Here is a 21,345-nt window from a genome sequence, read left to right as displayed (position 1 = left end):
CCGGGGTGACCGTACATCGTCGGTGCGACAGGTGGTGAGTCCGGCCCGCCCGCCCTGTGGGGACGGGGCGCGGTCAGCGCCGCGCCTTCCGGGTCCCCACGAGCAGCATCGCGGCGGTGGCCAGGCACACCACCGCGAGCACACCCATGCTGGCGCCACCGTAGGCGAGCAGGCGCTCCACACGCGACGGGTCGGCGTCGGCCCACCGCGTGACGACGAGCGCGAGGCCCGCCACGACGGCGGCCCCCGCGCCGACGAGCCCCAGCAGGTTCATGACGGCGCGCGTGCGCCCGTCGGCGTCGCCCGGCCCGGCCAGCGCCTGGGCGAGCAGCGCCCAGGCGGCGACGACCAGGACGCCGGCGACGACGTCGGAGGCCCGGTGCCACCCGTTGATCATCGTGGCCAGCCCGGTCAGGCCCGTGTAGCCGGCACCCACCAGGGCGGCGAGCCACCGCCAGCGCGGCGGCACGACGAGCAGGACGGCGACCGCGACCGAGCCCGCGACGGTCGTGTGCCCGCTGGGCAGGGTGTTGGCGTCGAAGGTGCCCGGGTCGTCCAGGTCCGGTCGGGTGAAGACCCGGTACTTCAGGACCTGCGTCGTGAGGTTCATCGCGCCGACCATCGCCCCGACGCCGAGGACGAGGAGCCACTGCCGCCGCAGGGCCGCCACGACCGTGGTGACGGCGATAACGAGGACGAGGAGCGGGACGGAGACGACGTCGAGCACCGCCTGCGCGTAGTCCGAGAGCCGGCCACGCCCGATGCGCGAGCCCACGTAGGCGACGTCGTCCAGGGACCGGCCGGTGTGCGTGGTGACGAAGAACCACCACACCGCCACGACGGCGGCGGCCGCGAGCGCCGCGAGGACGAGCCCGCCGGCGCGGCGCGCGAGGTCCGAGCGGGGTGCGTGCACGAGGAGGGTCTCGGTCATCCGACCACCGTAACCGGCGCGGGTCACCGCGTTTCGGGTACGGGGCTCCGGTGGCGCTCCCCGGGCGGGCAAGGGTCCCGGGCGGACGCCGGGCGCCGGGCGGGAGGGTCTCAGCCCGCGACCCGGAAGCGCGGCGGGTCCGTGGCGGCCTCGAGACAGCGGCGCACGGACACGACGAGGCCGGCGGCCACCAGGTGCGGGCCGGCGTCGCGCTCGGCGGCGACCACCTCCCGCGCCAGCGCGTCCAGCGCCTCCCTGGCGCGCCTGACCTCCTCCGTCTCCTCCTCCCTGCCCTCCACCTGCGCGAGGACGTCGCCGAGCAGGCGCAGGGCGCGGGCCGCCGCGGGCCGCAGGCGCGGGCCGAGCGCGGGGCGCTCCAGTCCCGCCAGGTCCTCCTCGACGACGACGTCGCTGAGGTCCTCCACGAGCAGCGCCGCGCGCTGGAGCGCACTCGCCTGGCGGTCCTGCCGCTCGATGGCGACGTCGTAGCGGCGGGTCCGCCGGTTCCACCGGCGCGCCTCGGCGGCGTCGTGGAGGGCCTCACGCATCGCCCACATCGCGGGATCGAGGGAACGGCGATGGCTGTCCCACTCCCCCGAGGCCGGCGCTTCCCCGCGGTCGAGCCCGTCGGCGAGGTGATGGAGCTGCTCGGTGAGCACGCGGCGCACGCGGGTCAGGGCCAGCTGGGCGGGGGCGAGCGGCAGCGGCGGGAAGGCGACGTTCACCGCGATGCCGATGGCCGCGCCCAGCAGGGTGAGCCCGGTGTAGGCGCCGATGTAACCCACCGGGTCGTCCCGGCCGATGATGAGGATGAACAGGGCGGACGTCGTCACCCACGACCCCATGTCACCGAGCAGGCGCCACCCGCCGACCAGCACCCCCAGGGCCACGACCACGAAGACCGCGAGCATCCCCGCCTGCGCCTCGACGGCCCCCACCCCGAATGCGATGAACGCCCCCAGGCCGATGCTGGCGACGGCCTGCAACGACTCCCGCACCGAGCCGGCCAGGCTGAAGGTGGTGGCGATGACGGCGCCGAGTGGCGCGTAGTACGGGTACTGCGCCGTCGGGCCCGGGATCGCCTGCCCGACCGCCCACGCCAGCGCGGCGGCCAGGGCTGCCCGAATCGCCAGGGCGGCCCGGGGGTGCCGCGCCCAGGTGCGGCGCAGCCAGCCCCGGCGGGGCGGGTGAGCGAGGCGTGATGTCGGGTGCGGCGCGCGCAGAGGCCGGGGAGGAAGCACGCGATCATCATCCGTCGTCCGGCGCTCCCGTCCGCATCGGACTACCCGTCGAGGACGACCGCGCGCGCCCCGACCGACGCCAGGCAGCGGCGCGAGGCCTGGTCGGCCCCCACGCACAGCAGGCACCCGCCGCGCCGCTCGAGACCGTCGGCGGCGTCCTCGATCGCCGCCGCGGCCGCCGTGCTGAGCAGGCGGGCCGCGCCGAGGTCCACCACGACGAGCGACGCCGACGCGGCCAGTGCCTCCAGCAGGTCCCGCAGCCGCGGGGCGTCCTCGCGGGCGAGGACCCCAGCGGGCCGGATGGTGGCCGTCAGCCAGGATGCCGCCGGGGCATCACCTCGTGCGGGCGCCGTCGTGACGCGCATCACGCTCCTCCTTCCGGGTCGGCGCGGCGCCGGCCACGTGCCTACCGTGCGACGACGTCCTGGGTGGAGCCTGGGAAGCGGCAGGCACCCGGTGAGGCGGCCCGCCGTGCAGGCCACAGACATTTCACAGGTTCGTGCCAGGACCCGCACAGGCGGGGCTCGCACCATGGGCGCCATGACCGCCACCGACGCCCTCGAACCGCTCACGCACGCCGACGGCTCCCCCGTGCGCGCCCTCGTGGTCGACGACGAGCCCATGCTGGCGGAGCTGCTGGCGTCCGCCCTGCGCTACGAGGGCTGGACGGTCAGCACCGCCCTCGACGGGCTCAGCGCCATCAAGGCCGCGCGGAGCCTGGAGCCCGACGTGGTGGTGCTCGACATCATGCTCCCGGACATGTCCGGGCTCGACGTCCTGCGCCGGTTCCGCGTCACCAACCCGCTCCTGCCCGTGCTGTTCCTCACCGCGAAGGACGCCGTCGAGGACCGGGTCGCCGGCCTGACGGCGGGCGGGGACGACTACGTGACCAAGCCGTTCAGCCTCGAGGAGGTCGTCGCCCGGCTGCGGGCGCTGCTGCGCCGCACCGGCCAGATGGCGGCGGCCCGGGAGCCCTCCGTGCTCGCCGTCGGCGACCTGACCATGGACGAGGACGGCCACGAGGTGGCCCGGGCCGGCGAGCCGATCCGCCTCACGGCCACCGAGTTCGAGCTGCTCCGCTACTTCATGCGCAACCCGCGCCGGGTGCTGTCCAAGGCGCAGATCCTCGACCGCGTGTGGAGCTACGACTTCGGCGGCCACGCCAACATCGTCGAGCTCTACATCTCCTACCTGCGGCGCAAGATCGACGTCGGGCGCGCCCCGATGATCCACACGCTGCGGGGCGTGGGCTACGTGCTCAAGCCCGCCGACGGCGCCAGCGTGCGACCTCGTGACCTCGTGACCTCGTGACCGTGACGGCCTCCCCGCGGCCACCCCACCGGCCGGGACGGCGCAGCTGGACGCTCCGCCGGCGCCTGGTCGTGGTCGTTCTCGCGCTGGTCGCCGGGGTGGCGGCGATGATGGGGGTCTTCTCGACGCTGCGGCTGCGCGACTCCCTGCTCCACCAGCTCGACACCGAGCTGGTGGCCGCCAGCGGCCGGGCCACCGAGCACGCACGCAGGCACGAGTCCGGCGAGGAGCGCGAGCCCAACGAGGCCGGCAACCCGTCACCCGGGCCGCCCGGCGGTCTCCGCGCCCTCGGGCAGCGCGTCGGCACGCTGAGCGTCTCGGTCCGCGACGGCGTGGTCCGCTCCGGCCTCATCGACAGGTCTGGCGAGCTCCGCACGCTCTCCACCGGGCAGCAGGCGGCGCTGACCGCCGTGCCCGTCGGCGTGGGGCCCCGCACCGTCGACGTGCCGGGTCTGGGTTCCTACCGGGTCCTCGCCGCCTCCCGGCCGGACGGGGACACGGTCCTCACCGGCCTGTCCACCGCGGACCTCACCACGACCGTGCGCAGCTACGTCGGGACGGAGGCGGTGGTCGCCGCCGTGGGCCTGGCGCTCGCGGCCGCCGTCGGCGCCGCCGTGGTGCGCCGGGAGATGCGCCCGCTCGAGCGCGTGGCCGCCACCGCCACCCGGGTCTCCGAGCTGCCCCTCAACCACGGCGAGGTCGCGCTCGCCGAGCGGGTCGCCCCGGCGGACACCGACCCGAGGACGGAGGTGGGGCAGGTGGGCACGGCGCTGAACCAGCTGCTGGGCCACGTCGAGGGGGCGCTCGCCGCCCGCCATCGCAGCGAGACCCAGGTGCGCCAGTTCGTCGCCGACGCCAGCCACGAGCTGCGCACCCCGCTCGCCTCGATCCGCGGCTACGCCGAGCTGGTTCGGCGCCGCCCCGGGGAGCTGCCCGAGGAGGTGGTGCGCGCGGTGGGCCGCGTGGAGTCCGAGGCGCGCCGCATGACCGAGCTGGTCGAGGACCTGCTGCTGCTCGCCCGGCTCGACGCCGGCCGGTCCCTCGACCAGACGGAGGTCGACCTCACCGCCCTCGCGGTCGACGCCGTCTCCGACGCGCACGCCGCCGGGCCGGACCACCGCTGGCACCTGGACCTGCCCCTCACCGACGGCGACGGCGCCCCCGGCGACGCCGGCGACGAGACCGGCTGGGACGGCGCGCAGGCGGCAGCCACGGGAGGCGACGACGGGCGCACGGTCGTCGTCGGCGACGAGCACCGGTTGCAGCAGGTCCTCGTCAACCTGCTCGCGAACGCCCGCGTGCACACCCCGCCCGGGACGACGGTCGTCACCGGCGTCCGGACGGTGGGCGGTGACGTCGTCGTCGAGGTCCGCGACGACGGGCCGGGCGTCCCCGCCGCGGTGCGCGGGACCCTCTTCGAGCGCTTCGCCCGCGCCGACGCCGGCCGGTCGCGGGCCACCGGGCCCACGGGGTCCACGGGGCTGGGGCTGGCGATCGTGCAGGCGGTCGTGGCCGCGCACGGCGGCCGTGTCGGGGTGGACAGCGAGCCGGGCCGGACCGTCTTCACCGTCACCCTGCCCGCGGCGTGAGGCGCGCGCGTCCCGGTCACACCGGCCGGGGGACGCCGATGCGCACCGACACGCCGGGGCTGAAGTGCGCCAAGGGGCCACCCGCCGGGGGCGGCAGGCCCGCCGCCGCGAAGAGCTGGCCGACGTCGGCGCGCGCCGTCGCGGTGTGCAGCGGCCAGGGGTCGTGCTCGACGGGCACCCGCCACAGGCGCCCCGCCCGCCGGGTGAAGGCCGACCACCGGCCGGTGAGGAAGTTCTCGAGCGGGCCGGGTGAGACCGCTGACCCCGTGATCACGGCGGCCTGCATCCGGATGCCGCCCTGCCGGCGGCGGCTGCGGTAGGCGATGCGTCCGACGTCGGGCTCGACCTCGATCTCGGCCCACCGGTAGGGCAGGCCGAGGGTGCGCAGCGCGGCGACCACCGGCAGCCGGGCGCAGTCCAGGGAGAAGAACCAGATGCCCGTGGCGCCGTCGGCCGCCCGGACGTAGGTGCGCAGGTTCACCTCGGGGAAGCGCGAGAGGTGCGGCACCGCCGGCGTCCCGGGGGTCCGGACGTCGTCCATGACGAAGGGCGTGACCCCGAGCCAGGCGGCGTCGTCGAACGTGTCCACCTCCAGGCCGGGCGGGAGCAGGGCCGCGATCACGGCCGGGTCCGCGCGCCAGTGCAGGAAGGTCAGGTCCCGCCAGCGCTGCAGGGTGAGCGCGAGCGTCACGGGCTGGTCAGGGAGCCGGCCGGTCACGGCGCCTCTCCCGCCCCCGGCGCCCCCGCCCGTCAGAACACGGCCTTGCCACCGGTCACGCCGAGGACGGTGCCCGAGACGTAGCTCGCCTCGTCGCTCGCGAGGAAGACGAACGCGGCGGCCACCTCGATGGGCTGCCCCGCCCGGCCCAGCGGCGTGTTCTCCCCGAAGCCCTCGACCTTCGAGTCGGGGAACGTCGAGGGGATCAGCGGGGTCCAGATCGGTCCCGGGGCCACCGCGTTGACGCGGATGCCCTTCGGGCCCAGCTGGGCGGCGAGGTTGACGGTGAGGTTGTTCAGCGCCGCCTTCGTGGCGGCGTAGTCGAGCAGCGGCTCGGAGGGGTCGAAGGCCTGGATGGAGGTGGTGTTCAGGACGGCGGACCCCGGCTGCATCTCGGGGGCCACCGCCTTCGTGAGCCAGAAGGTCGAGAAGACGTTGGTCGCGAAGGTGCGTTCGATCTGGTCGCCGGGGAAGTCCTCCAACGACTCCTGAGCCATCTGGAACCCGGCGTTGTTGACGAGGACGTCGATCCCGCCGAGGGCGCGCACCGCCCCTGCGGCGAGGTCGATGTTCGCCTGCTCGGTGCGCTGGTCGGTGGGCAGCTGCACGCAGGTGCGCCCCGCCGCCTCGACCTGCCGCTTCGTCTCGTCCGCGTCGGCCTGCTCCTCGGGCAGGAACGCGATCGCGACGTCGGCGCCCTCCTTGGCGAACGCGATCGCGGTGGCCCGGCCGATCCCGGAGTCACCCCCGGTGATCAGGGCCCTCTTGCCGACGAGACGCTCGCGGCCGGTGTAGCCGCTCTCGCCGTGGTCGGGCGCCGGCCGCAGCTGTTCCGCGCTGCCGGGCCACTCCTGCTGCTGCGCGGGGATCTTCGGTGTCTCGGGAGCCATGACGCCATCGTGCTGGGCCGGGCCGGAGGACGCATCCGGGGACGGGCGCACAGGGGCACGCGGGCGGCACGCCGGGGCCCTGCCGGTCACGGGCGGATGGCGTCCCGGTCAGGGCGCCGGGTGGAGGAAGCCGTCAAGGAGCAGGTCGCGGGCGGCGGGGAGGACCTCGGCGGCGACGTCGTCCGCGGGCACCTCGAGCAGCGCGGCCAGGCCCCCGATGATCTGCCCGAGGGTCAGGTCCCCGTCGCACGCCCCGACGGCCCCGGCCACGAGCGTGCCCGGGCGCACGACCCGGCCCAGGCCCCCGCCCTGGCGCAGCTGCAGCACCTGCGGGTCCTGCTCGCCGGGCGCCAGGTACCGCTCCTCGGTGACGTCCCCGGACACGACCAGGCGCTGCGCCGTGAGCGCGCCGAGCCCGGCCGGGCCGCTGCGGCCGGGAGCGCCGGCCGGGCCGCTGAGAACCGCGCCGCCGGCCGAATCGCCGCGGCCGGGGCCGCCGGACCGGCCCCCCGGCTCGCCGCCGATCCCGAGGCCGGCGAGCCAGGCGCGCGTGGCCAGGACGTCGGCGACGTGCCCGCCGAGGGGCTGGCGGACCGGCCCGGTGACCTCCTCGACCCGTTTCCAGGGGGACCGCGGGGACCCGGCGGGACCGGCGTCGTCGGGCCGGTGCAGCACCACGTACCCGAAGCCCACGCCCTCGACGCCGCGGGCCTCGAAGTCCCCCAGCCAGGCGGCGTAGGCCGCCTCGTAGGCGCCGCGGTCGAGGTCGGCGCGCAGCCCGCCGTCGCGCAGCCACAGCTCGGCGTACTCGGCGGGATCCTGGACCTCGCGCTGGACCACCCAGCCGTCCAGGCCGGAGGCCTCGAGCCAGCCCAGGACGCGCTCGCGCCAGTCCTGGCCCTCGTGGTGCTCCCAGTTGCCGAGGAGCTGGGCCACCCCGCCCGGGGCGAGATGGGCGCCGACGCCGGCGACGAGGTCGCGCACCAGGTCGTCGCCGCCGCGCCCGCCGTCGCGGTACTCCATGAGCGGCAGGCCGGCGTCGTAGGCGGCGGCCGGGGTGATGACGAATGGCGGGTTGGACACGACCAGGTCGAAGGTCTCGCCGTCGACCGGCTCGAGCATCGACCCGGCGCGCAGGTCCAGGCACTCCCCCGCCAGGGCCGCGTTGAAGCCGGCGAAGGCCAGCGCGCGCGCCGAGATGTCGGTGGCCACGACGGCGGCGCTGTGGCGGGTGGCGTGCAGGGCCTGGATCCCGCAGCCGGTGCCGAGGTCGAGGGTGCGCCGGCGTGGGTCCCGCACGGTGAGCTGGGCCAGCGTGATCGACGCGCCGCCGATGCCGAGCACGTGGTCGGCGTGCAGGGGCGCGGCGGTGGCGAGCTCGCCGAGGTCGGAGGCCACCCACCAGTGGGCCGTGCCCGCGGCGTCGGTGGCGCCGTAGGGGCGCAGGTCCACGAGGGCGCGCACGGGGTCGTCGTCACCGTGGCCGGCGGCGGTCACCAGCCCGAGCGCCGCCGCGCCGTCGGCTGTCGTGGCGGGTAGCGCGGCGGCCAGCTCGCCTCGGGTGACGTCGTCGCCGAGCATGAACAACCGCAGCAGGGTGGCGACGGGTCCCTCCGCGGCGCGAGCCGTGCGCACGGCGGGCACCCGCTGCTCCCGGCGCAGCGCGGCGCCCGCGACGTCACCGAGGAGCTCCGCGACGCCGTCAACGGTGAACGGGGCGAGGTCCCCTCGCAGCGCGCCGAGCTGCGCGGCGGTGCCGGCGGGCGGGGCGGCGCTCCCGGCGGGCGGGGCGGCGCTCCCGGCGGGCGGGCCGGCGCTGCCGGCGGCGCGGGTGTGGCCGGTAGCACCGGACGGCGGGCCTGCGGGGGCGTTGCTCGGGCGGGGATCCATGGGGACGAGCCTAAGGAGCGCCGTCGCGCGTTCGTGGCCGCCGGCCTCAGGTGAGGAGCATGGCGGCCAGAGCTATGGCGGGTGGGATGCTCTCACCGAGGGCGCTGAGCGAGAGCCGGTGCTCGGAGCCACGCCGAAGCACAGGTTGTAGGCGCCGACGTTGACCGCCCACCGCCCGCACGTCCTGCGGGCGGATCAGGAAGATGCTGTGGAGCCGCTGATCACCGTGGCACGCGATCTCCAGCACGCCGACCACGAGCAGCATGACGGCCGTCAGACCCGCGAACACCTGGGCCACCACGTTCATGACGGGCTCTGCGCGGCCGCCGTGCCGTGCCGCCACATCGCGACGCTCGCGCCGAGCAGGTACAGGAAGGTGAGGACGGTCGCCGGCAGCAGCACCCGCCCCGCGGCCATGGAGAAACCGGTGTGTGCCGTCACGACTCCTCCGACGAGGAGGGCGAGGCCGGCGACGGCGCCGAGCACGCCAAGCCCCCGGCTGTAGCTGCGGCCGAGCGTCATGGAGAGTCCGAGGGCCAGCAGCGTCGTGCCGTTGAGGAGATGGAAGAAGCCGCTGAGCGCCTTCTCGAGCGCGCGGACGCCCTCGGCCACGAGGAACGCCGCCGCCCTGTCGGCCGCCGGCGCGGCGAGCCACGCGTGGATCGCGGCCTTGAGGGCGACGCCGTCGACGGCCATCTGCACGGCGAAAACCCCGGCGACCAGCACCGCCGTGACCCGGGCGACCATCGCGAGCGCGCCGGCCGTCCCTGGCTGGCGGGCCAGGGACCCGGCCAGGGCGACGAGGGCCAGGACGATGAGCAGCGCGGCGAGGAACTGTCCGATGTGGACCGCCGTCCACACGCCGGAGCGGGCGTACTCCGCGAAGGCCGCGGCGGAGTCGTTGGGATTTTCTCGGGACGGGTGCAGCGCCTCCATGACGACCTGCAGCACGATCCCGGCCACGATCGCCACGGCGCCCAGGCGCAGCATCGCCCGGTCGGCGGACCGCAGGGCCGGGACGCCGACATCGTCCACGGGCCGGTGAGCGCGGACCGGCTCCGGGGAACCTGCCCTGGCCATCGCGGACCACCTCCCCGCGGGTGCGGCATGCGGCCGAGCCCGGCGGCACAGTCAGCCCGGGCGGGCGCAGCTCGTGCCGTCCACGCCCCGCCGCGGGTGCGCGGCTGACCGTACGGTGGGGCCGTTACTGGCGCGTTACCCCGGCCGGCGCGGGCGGATCAGGCGCTCAGCTCGTGGAGCAGCCGCGGGAGCTCGTCGAGCAGCTCGCGGGCGAGGAACCCCACCTTCCCGACGCTGGCGGTCAGCGAGTCCCCGGCGCTGGCGTGCAGGTGGGTCCCCCACACCGCGGCCTGGGCGGCCCCGGCGCCCCGGGCGATCAGGCCGGCCATGGCGCCAGCCAGCACGTCGCCGCTGCCCGAGGTGCCCAGCCCCGAGTGACCGGTGGTCGCCTCCCACATCCAGTCCCCGTCGCTGACCAGGCCGCGGCAGGAAACCACGGCGCCGTAGCGCTCCGCCAGCTCGGCGACGGCGTCCTGCACGTCGTCGTCGTCGATCTCCTCGACCTCCAGCAGCCGGGCGGCCTCCGCGAGGTTGGGGGTCAGCACGAGCCGACCGTGCAGGGCCTCGCGCACCTCGCCCAACCCGGGCAGCACGCCCAGGGCGAAGGCGTCCAGCAGCACAGGGGTGGTCTCGGGCATGCGGGCGGCGAGGCCGGTCAGCAGCGCGCGGGCCCCCTCGGGCTCGCCCAGGCCGGGGCCGACCAGCACGGCGTCGGCGCGCTCGAGGTCGCTCGCGATCACGCCGAGCCCGGTGCCGCGCACGTCGCCGCCGTCGTCCTCCGGCAGGCCGCGCACGCCCGCCTCGGGCACCGCGACCGCGAGGGTGCCCGCGACGGAGGACGCGACCGCCAGGGAGAGCCGGCCGGCGCCCACCCGCAGGGCCGCCAGCCCCGCCAGCAGCACCGCGCCGGGCGTGGCCCGCGCGCCGCCCACGACGAGCACCTGCCCGCGCCCGTACTTCGACCCGCTCGGCGACGGCAGCGCCCAGCCGCGCAGGAGCGTGGGGGTGATCGGCTCGGTGCTCATGCGTCCCGCTCCGACACGCTCGGCTCCGCGGTGACCCTCGCAGCGCTCTCGGCGAGGTGGGTGTCGAGGTTGTAGTCAGCCACCTGCCACTCGCCGTCGGTGCGGACGAGCCGGGTCACCGCGGCGTTGCGCACGCCCTGGGTGCGGGCGATCTCGAGGACGCCCGCCTCGTCCAACCCCTCGCAGACGTAGCGGAAGACGAGGATGACGACGTCGTGGCAGGTCACCATGAGCCGCTCGTGGCTCTCCTGCCGCTCGAGGTCGGCCAGGACGGCCCGGACGCGCAGCGCGACGTCCGCCCAGGACTCCCCGCCGGGCGGGCGGTGGTAGAACTTCCCGAGCCACTCGCGCCGGCGCGCCTCCTCGGGGTAGCGGGCCTGGACGCCCGCCCAGGTCAGGGTGTCGGTGATGCCCAGGTCGCGGTCGCGCAGCCGCTCGTCCAGGTGCACGGGCAGGTCGAGCCCGGCCTCGCCCAGGGCGGTGCGGGCCGTGTCGCTGGCCCGGCGGTACGGCGAGGACCACACCGCCTGCGGGGTGCGGCCCGCGGGCAGGTCACGCAGCCAGGCCCCCAGCGCCCGCGCCTGCTCGGTCCCGTTCTCGGACAGCTCGACGTCGGCGTCGCGGGCTGGGACCTCGATGGTCTCGGCGCCCGACGACGTGGCGCGGTTCGCGGCGACGTTGCCGGCGCTCTCCCCGTGACGGACCAGCAGCAGCTCAGTGGCACCCATGGCCAGAACCTATGACGCCGCGGGGCCGGACGCGCGGCGTGCCCTCACCGGGGCGCGTGCTCCTCACCCCGCGGCGTCGCGGTCACGGGCCGGCTCGCCGGCGCCGGCGTCGCCTCCGTCGCTGCCGTCACGGACCGGCGCTCGGTCGACGCGGGGACGGCCGCGGTGCTGCTCTCCTCCTCGGCGTGGTGGACCGGCGCGGGCGCCGCGTGCGCGTCGCTCCGGTGCTCGTGGTCGGTGCGGCCCGCCCGCCGCCGGGAGGCGAGGACGGCACCGAACGCGATCGCCGCGGCGACCAGGGCGATCCCGATGCGGACCCCGTGGTTGGCGCCGGCCGGCACGGAGAGCTGGACGACGGCGGGCGCGATGAGCAGCGCGACGAGGTTCATCACCTTGATCAGCGGGTTGATCGCCGGGCCCGCGGTGTCCTTGAAGGGGTCGCCGACCGTGTCGCCGATGACGACCGCCGCGTGCGCGGGCGAGCCCTTGCCGCCGAAGTGGCCGTCCTCGACGATCTTCTTGGCGTTGTCCCAGGACCCGCCGGAGTTGGCGAGGAAGACGGCCATGAGGACGCCGGCGCCGATCGCGCCGGCGAGGAAGCCGGCCAGGGGGCCGACGCCGAGGCCGAAGCCCACGGCGATGGGCGCGAAGGCCGCGAGCAGCCCGGGCGTGGCCAGCTCCTTGAGCGAGTCGCGGGTGCAGATGTCCACGACCCTGGCGTACTCGGGCCGCGTCTGGCCGGTCATGATCCCCGGGTTGTCCCGGAACTGGCGGCGCACCTCGAAGACGATCGCCCCCGCGGCCCGGGTGACGGCGTCGATCGCGAGGCCCGAGAAGAGGAACACGGTGGCCCCGCCGAGGATCACGCCCACGAGCGTGACCGGGGAGATGATCTCGTAGCTGAGCATCGCGCCGATGAGGCCGTCGGCGGCCTGCGTGCCCGCGTCGCGGATCTCGGCGAGCGCCTGCGCGACGGCGTCGGCGTAGGAGCCGAACAGGGCGGTGGCCGCGAGCACCGCCGTCGCGATGGCGATGCCCTTGGTCACGGCCTTCGTGGTGTTGCCGACGGCGTCGAGGTCGGTGAGGACCTGCGCGCCGGCTTCGTCGACCTCGCCGGACATCTCGGCGATGCCCTGCGCGTTGTCGCTGACCGGGCCGAAGGTGTCCATCGCCACGATGACGCCGACGGTGGTGAGCAGGCCGCAGCCGGCCAGGGCGACGAGGAACAGGGCGAGCCAGGTGGACCCACCGGAGAGGAGGAACACGCCGCAGATGGCGGCGGCGATGATGCCCGCCGTGTACACCGCGGACTGGAAGCCCACCCCGATGCCGGCGAGGACCACGGTGGCCGCGCCGGTGCGGGAGGTCGCCGCCACCCGGCGCGTGGGCGTGGCGGTGGTGCCGGTGAAGTACCCGGTGAGCCACAGGATGATCCCGGCGAGGACGACGCCGATCAGGACGGCGAGGGAGACGGTCAGCCGCGGGTCGCCGGTGTGGGTGCTCAGCTCCTCGCTCACGCCGGGGATCGCCGCGAACGTCGCGGGCAGGTAGGCGTAGGCGCCGACGGCGGCGAGGACCACGCCGACGAGCGCGGAGATGTAGAACCCGCGGTTGATGGCGCGCAGCCCGGACTCGTTGCCGCGCACCCGCGTGATCACGACGCCGAGGACGGCGACGACGGCCCCCATCGCGGTGACGATCAGCGGCAGGATCAGGCCCTGCTCGCCCATCGCCGCCTTGCCCAGGATGAGGGAGGCCACGAGCATGACGGCGTACGACTCGAAGAGGTCCGCGGCCATGCCGGCGCAGTCGCCGACGTTGTCGCCCACGTTGTCAGCGATGGTGGCGGCGTTGCGGGGGTCGTCCTCGGGGATGCCCTGCTCGACCTTGCCCACGAGGTCCGCGCCGACGTCGGCGGCCTTGGTGAAGATGCCGCCGCCGACCCGCATGAACATCGCCAGCAGGGCCGCGCCGAAGCCGAAGCCCTCGAGCACGGCCGGGGCGTCGCCCCGGTAGATGAGCACGACGCCGGAGGCGCCCAGCAGGCCCAGGCCCACCACGCACATGCCGACCACGCCGCCCGTGCGGAACGCGATCCGCGCCCCCTCGGCGCGGCCGTTCGGTTGGGTCGCCGCCGCGGCGACCCGCACGTTCGCGCGCACGGCGAGCGACATGCCGAGGTAGCCGATCGCGGCGGAGAAACCGGCGCCGAAGAGGAAGGCGATCGCCCGGCCGAGCTTGATCCCGCCGTCGGCCGGCAGGAGGAAGAGCAGCCCGAAGACGACGACGGCGAAGATGGCGAGGGTGCGGAACTGCCGCCGCAGGTAGGCGCGGGCACCCTCCTGGATGGCGCCCGCGATCTCTTGCATCCGTGGTGTGCCCTCGCCGGCCGTGAGCACCTGGCGGCGCAGCACGACGGCGATGACGAGCGCGACGACCGCAATCCCCGCGATGGTTCCGACGATGACCAGGCTCGTGGCCCCCAGCTCGAGCATCCGCCCTCCAAGGCAGTGCAGAAGGCGCCCGGTGCGTCAGTGGTGGCCGGGCGGCAGGTGTCACGGGAGCCTACCCGCGTCTGGGGGGCGTGGCCCAGGAAACGGGCTTGCCGGATTTGCCGGGCAACGGTTGCTACGAGGTCCCGGGGCCGGGCACGGCGACTGCGATGAGCGCGTCCGCGAGGGTGCGGTGCAGGGGCAGGCCGTCTGCCATGCCGGTCATGCCGAAGACGCTGCGCACCTGGTCGCAGGTGGCGACCACGTGCAGGCTCGTCTCGAGCGAGGCCATCGCGGCGCGCTTGCGCATGACGGCGTGCACGCCGGTGGAGTCGATGAACGTCACGTCGCCGAGGTTGACCACGATCGCGGCGGGCATGGTGTCCAGGGCGAGCTCGAGCTCGTCGCTGAGCCGCTCGGCCGTGCCGCCGTCGAGCTCGCCGCGGGCGCTGACGACGAGGACACCGTCGATCATGTGACGACAGACGGACAGGTCCACAGGTACCGCCTCCACATCACCGAACACCTTGGGTGTCATGGTGGCACGATCACTTCCGCGCGCCTGCCCCCCGTCCGGGTGATAGGCGCGACGGGGGGCGTGCCGTGACGCGGTGCGCGACACGTCCGGGCGGCGCGGGTCCCGCGGACCGCGGCGGGCCCGCGGGGCGCGGCGGACCCCCGGGGCGCGGCGGACCCCGGGGCGCGGCGGACCCCCGGGGCGCGGCGGACCCCCGGGGCGTGCTCAGCCGGCCCGGTAGGTGAACCGCTCGAAGCCGAGGTGCTCCATCTCGGCGGCCATCGCGGCGCACTCGGCGTCCCAGGCTGCGGCGTCCCAGCCGGCGGCCGCGGCCACGAAGCCCTCCCGGGTGCCCTGCGGGCGGGCCTGCTGCAACGCGAACGCGCGCGCCCCCCGCGCGCGCACGCGCCGGGCGATCTCCAGGGCGCCGCCGGCGGCCGCCGAGCCGGGGTAGACGGTCGTGCGGATCTCGTGGTCGACGCCGCGTGCCAGGACGAGGTCGAGGCTCTCCCACGCCCTCGGCCCCGAGGCGCCCCGCCGGACCACCTCCGGGTAGTCCTCGGGCAGCGCCTTGATGTCCAGGCCGACCCAGTCCACCAGCGGCAGCACGCGCGCCAGCCGGGCCGGGTAGGGCCCGGCGCTGTGCAGCCCCACCGCGAAGCCCAGCTCACGCACGTCCGCGATGGCGGGGGCGAGGGCCGCCTGCCGGGTGGCCTCACCGCCGGAGAAGACCACCCCGTCGAGCAGCCCGCGCCGCCGCCGCAGGAACGCCAGGACATCCGCCCAGCCGATCTCGCCCGGCGTGCGGGCCGGGATGAGGGAGGGGTTGTGGCAGTACGAGCAGTCCCACGGGCAGCCCTGCAGGAACAGGGTCGCCGCCAGCCGCCCGGGCCAGTCGACGGTGGACAGGCGGCTCATGCCGGCGACCTGGAGGTCCCTCGCCCGGGGCGCCGGCCGGCCCCCAGGCCGGGGCGCCGGCCGGGCCCCAGGCCGGGGCGCCGGCCGCGGTGGTGTCGGCGCCTTGGCCAATTGCCCCACGAACGGGACCGGTGTGACGCCGTGGCCCTCCATGGCCGCCTCATGGGTCACATCGGCACCATTCGTGGGACATCCGGGGACGGCAGGGGCCGCCGGCAGGCCCGCCGCGCGAGCGCCCGCCACGCCGGCGCCCGCCGCGCGAGTGAGCGCCGGGCTCGTCACGCGACCGGCGCCGGGACCCGCGGCGCCTGCGCGTGGTCGGAGCGACCCGCCGCGTCCTCGGTGAACATCTCCCGCTCCGCGTACTCGCCCTTCTTGCCGATGTTGAACGAGCTCACCGGCCGGAAGTAGCCCATGACCCGCGTCCAGACCTCGCACGCGACCGGCTCGGCGCCCGGGTGCTGGGCGGCGCACCGTTCGCAGGTGACGTGCTCGCCGGCGAGGTAGCCGTGGTTCGGGCAGATTGAGAAGGTCGGGGTGATGGTGATGTACGGCAGCCGGAAGCTCGTCAGCGATCGGCGCACGAGCTCCTTGCAGGCCGCGGCGGAGGAAATCTTCTCGCTCATGTACAGGTGGAGCACGGTGCCGCCGGTGTACTTAGCCTGGAGCTCCTCCTGGCGCTCGAGGGCCTCGAAGGGGTCGTCGGTGAAGCCGACCGGGAGCTGGGAGGAGTTCGTGTAGTACGGGTTGGCCTCCGTGCCGGCCTGCAGGATGCCGGGGAAACGCTTCCGGTCCTCCTTCGCGAAGCGGTACGTGGTGCCCTCGGCCGGGGTGGCCTCGAGGTTGTACAGGTGGCCCGTGGCCTCCTGGAACTCGACCATGCGCTCGCGGACGTGGTCGAGGACCCGCACGCACAGGGCGTGCCCGCGCGGGTCGGTGAGGTCGTACTCGTCCCGGGAGAAGTTGCGGACCATCTCGTTCATGCCGTTGACGCCGATGGTGGAGAAGTGGTTGTCGAGGGTGCCCAGGTACCGCTTGGTGTAGGGGAAGAGGCCGCCGTCGATGTGCTCCTGGATGACCACGCGCTTGAGCTCGAGGGTGTCGCGCGCGAGGTCCATCAGCTCGTCGAGACGGGCGAGGAGACCGGCCTCGTCGGAGGCGAGGAGGTAGCCCAGGCGGCCCGTGTTGATCGTGACCACGCCGACGGAGCCCGTCTGCTCCGCCGAGCCGAACAGGCCGTTGCCGCGCTTGAGGAGCTCGCGCAGGTCCAGCTGGAGGCGGCAGCACATCGAGCGGATCATGCCGGGGTCGAGCTCGGAGTTGATGAAGTTCTGGAAGTACGGCAGCCCGTACTTCGCGGTCATCGCGAAGAGCCGCTCCGCGTTGGCGCTGTCCCAGTCGAAGTCCTTGGTGATGTTGTACGTGGGGATGGGGAAGGTGAACACGCGCCCGTCGGCGTCGCCGGCGGTCATCACCTCCATGTAGGCCTGGTTGATCATGTCCATCTCGGCCTGCAGCTCGCCGTAGGAGAACTCGCAGGGCTCGCCGCCGATCAGGGGCACCTGCTCGGCGAGGTCGTCGGGGCAGGTCCAGTCGAAGGTGAGGTTGGTGAACGGCGTCTGCGTGCCCCAGCGCGAGGGCACGTTCAGGTTGTAGATGAGCTCCTGGACGCCCTGGAGGACCTGGTCGTAGGTCATCGCGTCCAGGCGCACGAAGGGCGCCATGTAGGTGTCGAAGGAGCTGAACGCCTGCGCGCCGGCCCACTCGTTCTGCAGGGTCCCGAGGAAGTTGACGATCTGCCCGACGGCGGCGGAGAAGTGCTTGGCCGGCGCCGAGGCGATCGCGCCGGGCACGCCGTTGAACCCCTCCTCGAGGAGGCGCCGGAGCGACCACCCGGCGCAGTACCCGGCGAACATGTCCAGGTCGTGGATGTGCAGGTCCCCCTCGCGGTGCGCCGTGCCGGCCGCCGCCGGGTAGACCTTGCTGAGCCAGTAGTTGGCCACCACCTTCCCGGAGGTGTTGAGCATCATCCCGCCGAGGGAGTAGCCCTGGTTCGCGTTGGCGTTCACGCGCCAGTCGGAGCGGTCCAGGTACTCCTCGATCGTGGAGATGGCATCCACGTCGACACGCGGGGCGGGGTGGATCTGGGACATGTGGAGGTCTCCTTGTGGGGCGGACGGCCGGCGGTCCGGCGAGCGCGATCAACGTAAGACGCCGCCCGGCGATGACCACTGCATGTTGTGGCGTGTCGGGGCCGTGACCACAAGATGTTGTGCTCACTTTGTCCGAGATCGGATTTTCTCAGGGGACCAAGGTCCCAGCCACGACGTGTCGCCGACCGCGCCCCGAAGGCGGGAGGCGTGAGTGCTGCGCGGGCTGCTCCCCACCGACCCGCGCCGCAACGCTCCACGCGCGGGCTGCCTCCCGTCACCGACCGCGCCTGGACACGCGGCGTGCGGCAGCCGGCAAGGGGGCGCGCTCAAGGTGTCGTGCCGCACTCGGCGGGAGGCGCCGGCGGGGGCGCCCGCCGGTCCGCCGCCCACCCGGCCCTGCCGCGCCGCGGGGCCACCCGCGGCGGGCGCGGGGCATGTGGGCGCGGTGGCGCACACTGGTGCGGTGTCCAGTCCTGACCTCGTGGAGCTGCTGCGCACCACCGGGACGCGCGACGGCCGGCTGGTGCACCTCGAGCAGATCCCCGCCCGCCCGGGGCGCACCGCCGCCTGGCCGGAGTGGGCCGACGCCGACGTCGTCGCCGGCTACCGGCGCTCCGGCGTCGAGCAGCCGTGGACGCACCAGGTCCAGGCCGCCGACGCCGCGTGGCACGGCCGGCACACCGTGATCGCCACCGGCACGGGCTCGGGGAAGTCCCTCGCCGCCTGGCTGCCGGTGCTGTCCGCGGTGCGCGCGGGCGCCGCGCAGGCCGCGAGCCCCGACGGCGGCAGCATCGGGTCCTACACCCGCCGGCCCAGCACCCTGTACCTCTCCCCCACCAAGGCGCTGGCCGCCGACCAGCTCGCCGGGCTGCACCGGCTCCTCGCGGCCGCGCGCCTGCGCAGCGTCCGGGTGACCACGTGCGACGGCGACACGCCGCTGACCGAGCGGGACTGGGCGCGCGACCACGCCGACGTCGTGCTCTCCAACCCCGACTTCCTGCACTTCTCGATGCTGCCCGGCCACCGCCGCTGGCAGCGCCTGCTGCGCGGCCTGCGCTACGTCGTCGTGGACGAGTGCCACGCGTACCGGGGCGTCCTCGGCGCCCACGTCGCGCTGGTGCTGCGCCGGCTGCTGCGCCTGGCCGAGCACTACGGCGCCACCCCGACCGTCATCTGCGCCTCCGCCACCACGGCGGAGCCGGCGCTGACCGCGTCCCGGCTCGTCGGCGTGCCGGAGGAGGATGTCGTCGCCGTCACCGACGACGCGGCCCCGGCCGGCCGGCGCAGCATCGCCCTGTGGCAGCCGGCGCTGGCCACCGGGTGGGCCCGGTCCTGGCCCGGCGAGGGCGTGGACCTGACGGCCACCGGCCCCGACTCCGAGGCGCTCGAGGACGGCCCGCGGCGCAGCGCCACGTCCGAGGCGGCGGCCCTGCTCGCCGACCTCGTGTCCGCCGGGGCGCGCACGCTGGTGTTCGTCCGCTCCCGCTACGGCGCCGAGGTCATCGCCGAGCAGACCCGGCGGCACCTGCGGGAGGTCGACGGCGAGCTGGCCGCCCGCGTGGCCGCCTACCGCGGCGGGTACCTGCCCGAGGAGCGCCGCGAGCTCGAGCGGGCGCTGCGCAGCGGCGACCTGCTGGCGCTGGCCACCACCAACGCCCTGGAGCTGGGGGTGGACGTGGCCGGCCTCGACGCCGTCATCATCGCCGGCTGGCCGGGGACGCGGGTGTCGATGTGGCAGCAGGCCGGGCGCGCCGGGCGGGCGGGCGCCGACGGCGTCGCCGTGCTCGTGGCCAGCGAGGACCCCCTCGACGGGTTCCTCGTCCACCATCCCGAGGCGATCTTCGGCTCCGGGGTCGAGGCGACCACCTTCGACCCGGCCAACCCGTACGTGCTCGCGCCCCACCTGTGCGCGGCCGCCGGCGAGCTCCCGCTGACCGCCCCCGACCTCGCGCGGTTCGGCCTGCCCGACGAGGCCCTGCTGGCCGAGCTCGCCCGGCGCGGGCTGCTGCGCCGCCGCCCGAACGGGTGGTTCTGGAACTTCGCCCGGCCCGAGCGGCCGCAAGATCTCACCGACCTCCGCGGCGGGGAGGCCCGGCCGGTGCAGGTGGTCGAGATCGGCACCGGCTCCGTCCTGGGCACGGTCGACGGCGCCCGCGCCGACGCGACCGTGTTCCCCGGCGCGGTCTACGTCCACCAGGGCCGCACCTTCGTCGTCGACGCGCTGGAGGACGAGGTCGCCCTCGTCCACGAGGACACCGAGCTCGCGCACCGCACCAAGGCGCGCTCGACGTCGTCCGTGCGCATCATGTCCACGCGCTCCCAGGAGGAGTGGCGGGCGGGCGCGGCGACGGTGACGTGGTCGTTCGGGGACGTGGAGGTCACCAGCCACGTCACCGGTTACGACAAGCGGCGCCTGCCCGGCATGGACATCATCGGGTCCTACCCGCTCGAGATGCCGGAGCGGGTGCTGCGCACGACGGCGGTGTGGTGGACGCTGTCCGCCGAGGCGTGCGAGGCGGCCGGGGTCGGCAAGGACGCGCTGCCCGGCGCGCTGCACGCGGCCGAGCACGCCTCGATCGGGTTGCTGCCGCTGCTGGCCACGTGCGACCGGTGGGACATCGGCGGGCTGTCGACGGCGGTGCACCCGCAGACGGGCCAGCCCACCGTCTTCGTCCACGACGGCTACCCCGGCGGGGCGGGCTTCGCCGAGCGCGGCTACCGGGCGGCGGCGCAGTGGTTGCAGGCCACCCTCGACGCCATCACCGCCTGCGCGTGCGCGGACGGGTGCCCCAGCTGCGTCCAGTCACCCAAGTGCGGCAACGGCAACTCCCCGCTCGACAAGCAGGGCGCCGTGAAGCTGCTGCGGCTGCTGCTGGCCTCGGCGGGCTGACGCGGGGCCGTGGGCGGCGCCGGCGCGCTGACCCGGTCGGCGCCGGCGCGCTGACGCGGTCGGCGACGGCGCGCTCACGCCGGGGCTGCGGCCGGCGTCAAAGGTCGCCCCGGCGTGCCTGCCGGGAACCGGCCCGGGCCGGTGCGGCGCGCCCTAGGATCGCGCACACGGCCGGCGGACTTCTCGGCGGTGGCGTCAGCATGATGGGTGGTCTGATGCGTAGTCGTTTCACAGCCCTCGTTCTCGGGGCCGCGTTGCTCGCCGGGTGCACGGCGGACCCGGCCGTCACCCCGGCGGCCCCCGGCCCGGACGCGCCCGCAACCGGCGCCGCACGCCAGGAGGCCCTGGACGCCCCCGCCGACGAGGGTGGCACCACCGACAACGTGGAGGTGGCGGTCACGTCGTCCGCCCTGGTCCAGAACCAGGTCGCCACGATGGCCCACACCCGCCTCGAGAACCCCTCGAAGCAGGGTGTCACCGTCGCCCTGACCCTGACCGTCCGCGACGCCGCCGGCGCGACCGTCACCGTGCAGCACGACCGGGCCGTCCTCCGGCCCGCCGGCACCACCGGTGTCGTCACGCTGCTCAGCGTGGCCGAGAAGGCGCGGGTGTCCTCGGTCGAGGCCCAGGTCAACGTCGAGCACGTGCAGCCCACCACCGGCCCCGCGCCGACCGTCAACGCGTGGGACGTCGGCGCCCAGGACATCGCCGTCACCTACCAGGCGACCAGGCGCTACGTGACCGGGTTCGACAACCACGTCTCGGGCACGCTGGTCGCCACCGTCCCGGCACGGTTCGCCTACGTGCGCGTCGACGCGATCTGCACCGACGACGCCGGCGCCGTCGTCGCGGCCGGCTCGGGGGTGGCCCCGCAGCCCGTCACCGACGAGGCCCCCGCCCCGTTCGAGGTGACGCTGATCGGGGGCCCGAGCACCGGCTGCGAGATCACCGCGACCGCCCGGGTCTAGGTCG

Annotated in this window: 18 protein-coding genes; 4 read left to right on the top strand and 14 right to left on the bottom strand. The window is 75.3% G+C overall.

All coding sequences use genetic code 11. The annotated features are described in order from the left end of the window. Positions 1-73: 73 nt before the first annotated feature. The 3 genes from EJK16_RS08180 to EJK16_RS08170 all read right to left on the bottom strand — a co-directional run bounded on the left by EJK16_RS08180 (position 74) and on the right by EJK16_RS08170 (position 2,537). Positions 74-931 (bottom strand): phosphatase PAP2 family protein, encoded by an 858-nt coding sequence (locus tag EJK16_RS08180; protein WP_127128186.1) that lies wholly within the window; start codon positions 929-931, stop codon positions 74-76. Positions 932-1,041: 110 nt separating this feature from the next. Further along, the gene (locus tag EJK16_RS08175) at positions 1,042-2,172 is read right to left on the bottom strand and encodes a hypothetical protein (protein WP_127128184.1); all 1,131 of its coding nucleotides are present in this window, start codon (positions 2,170-2,172) and stop codon (positions 1,042-1,044) included. Positions 2,173-2,213: 41 nt separating this feature from the next. Next, positions 2,214-2,537 carry an STAS domain-containing protein gene (locus EJK16_RS08170; RefSeq protein ID WP_127128182.1) on the bottom strand — a complete coding sequence of 108 codons (324 nt, stop codon included), beginning with the start codon at positions 2,535-2,537 and terminating at the stop codon, positions 2,214-2,216. Between the two features lie 175 nt (positions 2,538-2,712). On the opposite strand from EJK16_RS08170, the gene EJK16_RS08165 reads away from it, so the two are divergent. Both EJK16_RS08165 and EJK16_RS08160 read left to right on the top strand, forming a co-directional pair. Continuing rightward, positions 2,713-3,483 carry a response regulator transcription factor gene (locus EJK16_RS08165; protein WP_127128180.1) on the top strand — a complete coding sequence of 257 codons (771 nt, stop codon included), beginning with the start codon at positions 2,713-2,715 and terminating at the stop codon, positions 3,481-3,483. Between the two features lie 2 nt (positions 3,484-3,485). Beyond that, positions 3,486-5,072 carry a cell wall metabolism sensor histidine kinase WalK gene (locus tag EJK16_RS08160; RefSeq protein ID WP_240645872.1) on the top strand — a complete coding sequence of 529 codons (1,587 nt, stop codon included), beginning with the start codon at positions 3,486-3,488 and terminating at the stop codon, positions 5,070-5,072. Positions 5,073-5,088: 16 nt separating this feature from the next. On the opposite strand, the gene EJK16_RS08155 is transcribed toward EJK16_RS08160, so the two are convergent. From EJK16_RS08155 to EJK16_RS08100, 11 genes are all read right to left on the bottom strand, one after another. Beyond that, entirely contained in the window at positions 5,089-5,790 is a 702-nt protein-coding gene (locus tag EJK16_RS08155; protein WP_127128178.1) for a YqjF family protein, read from the bottom strand. Positions 5,791-5,822: 32 nt separating this feature from the next. After that, positions 5,823-6,680: an SDR family oxidoreductase gene (locus EJK16_RS08150; RefSeq protein WP_127128176.1), complete on the bottom strand. Its 858-nt coding sequence runs from the start codon at positions 6,678-6,680 to the stop codon at positions 5,823-5,825. 108 nt (positions 6,681-6,788) lie between these two features. Continuing rightward, positions 6,789-8,570 carry a methyltransferase gene (locus tag EJK16_RS08145; protein ID WP_240645871.1) on the bottom strand — a complete coding sequence of 594 codons (1,782 nt, stop codon included), beginning with the start codon at positions 8,568-8,570 and terminating at the stop codon, positions 6,789-6,791. 46 nt (positions 8,571-8,616) lie between these two features. Beyond that, positions 8,617-8,877 (bottom strand): hypothetical protein, encoded by a 261-nt coding sequence (locus EJK16_RS08140; protein WP_127128174.1) that lies wholly within the window; start codon positions 8,875-8,877, stop codon positions 8,617-8,619. Beyond that, positions 8,874-9,650, bottom strand: coding sequence for a hypothetical protein (locus EJK16_RS08135; RefSeq protein ID WP_127128172.1), 777 nt, complete (start codon positions 9,648-9,650; stop codon positions 8,874-8,876). The genes EJK16_RS08140 and EJK16_RS08135 overlap by 4 nt, the downstream gene beginning before the upstream one ends. Before the next feature lie 158 nt (positions 9,651-9,808). Then, the gene (locus EJK16_RS08130; protein WP_127128170.1) at positions 9,809-10,675 is read right to left on the bottom strand and encodes an NAD(P)H-hydrate dehydratase; all 867 of its coding nucleotides are present in this window, start codon (positions 10,673-10,675) and stop codon (positions 9,809-9,811) included. Next, complete coding sequence (locus EJK16_RS08125; RefSeq protein ID WP_127128168.1) at positions 10,672-11,403, bottom strand: histidine phosphatase family protein; 732 nt, start codon at positions 11,401-11,403, stop codon at positions 10,672-10,674. The genes EJK16_RS08130 and EJK16_RS08125 overlap by 4 nt, the downstream gene beginning before the upstream one ends. A gap of 44 nt (positions 11,404-11,447) precedes the next feature. Then, on the bottom strand, positions 11,448-13,898 hold the full coding sequence (locus EJK16_RS08120) for a sodium-translocating pyrophosphatase (protein ID WP_127128166.1): 2,451 nt from the start codon (positions 13,896-13,898) through the stop codon (positions 11,448-11,450). Positions 13,899-14,031: 133 nt separating this feature from the next. Then, entirely contained in the window at positions 14,032-14,433 is a 402-nt protein-coding gene (locus EJK16_RS08115) for an STAS domain-containing protein (protein WP_127128164.1), read from the bottom strand. A gap of 204 nt (positions 14,434-14,637) precedes the next feature. Then, positions 14,638-15,330, bottom strand: a complete 693-nt coding sequence (locus tag EJK16_RS08105) for an anaerobic ribonucleoside-triphosphate reductase activating protein (protein ID WP_205739666.1) — start codon at positions 15,328-15,330, stop codon at positions 14,638-14,640. Between the two features lie 278 nt (positions 15,331-15,608). Next, positions 15,609-17,483 carry a ribonucleoside triphosphate reductase gene (locus tag EJK16_RS08100; protein ID WP_127128162.1) on the bottom strand — a complete coding sequence of 625 codons (1,875 nt, stop codon included), beginning with the start codon at positions 17,481-17,483 and terminating at the stop codon, positions 15,609-15,611. A 463-nt stretch (positions 17,484-17,946) separates the two neighbouring features. Between EJK16_RS08100 and EJK16_RS08095 the strand changes: the two genes are divergently transcribed. Both EJK16_RS08095 and EJK16_RS08090 read left to right on the top strand, forming a co-directional pair. Further along, positions 17,947-20,373 (top strand): DEAD/DEAH box helicase, encoded by a 2,427-nt coding sequence (locus EJK16_RS08095; RefSeq protein ID WP_127128160.1) that lies wholly within the window; start codon positions 17,947-17,949, stop codon positions 20,371-20,373. A gap of 215 nt (positions 20,374-20,588) precedes the next feature. Further along, positions 20,589-21,341 (top strand): hypothetical protein, encoded by a 753-nt coding sequence (locus EJK16_RS08090; RefSeq protein ID WP_127128158.1) that lies wholly within the window; start codon positions 20,589-20,591, stop codon positions 21,339-21,341. Positions 21,342-21,345: the final 4 nt, after the last annotated feature.

This window comes from Georgenia sp. SYP-B2076, assembly GCF_003991205.1.
GTDB lineage: Bacteria > Actinomycetota > Actinomycetes > Actinomycetales > Actinomycetaceae > Georgenia.
This window is presented reverse-complemented; position numbering and strand designations above follow the sequence as displayed.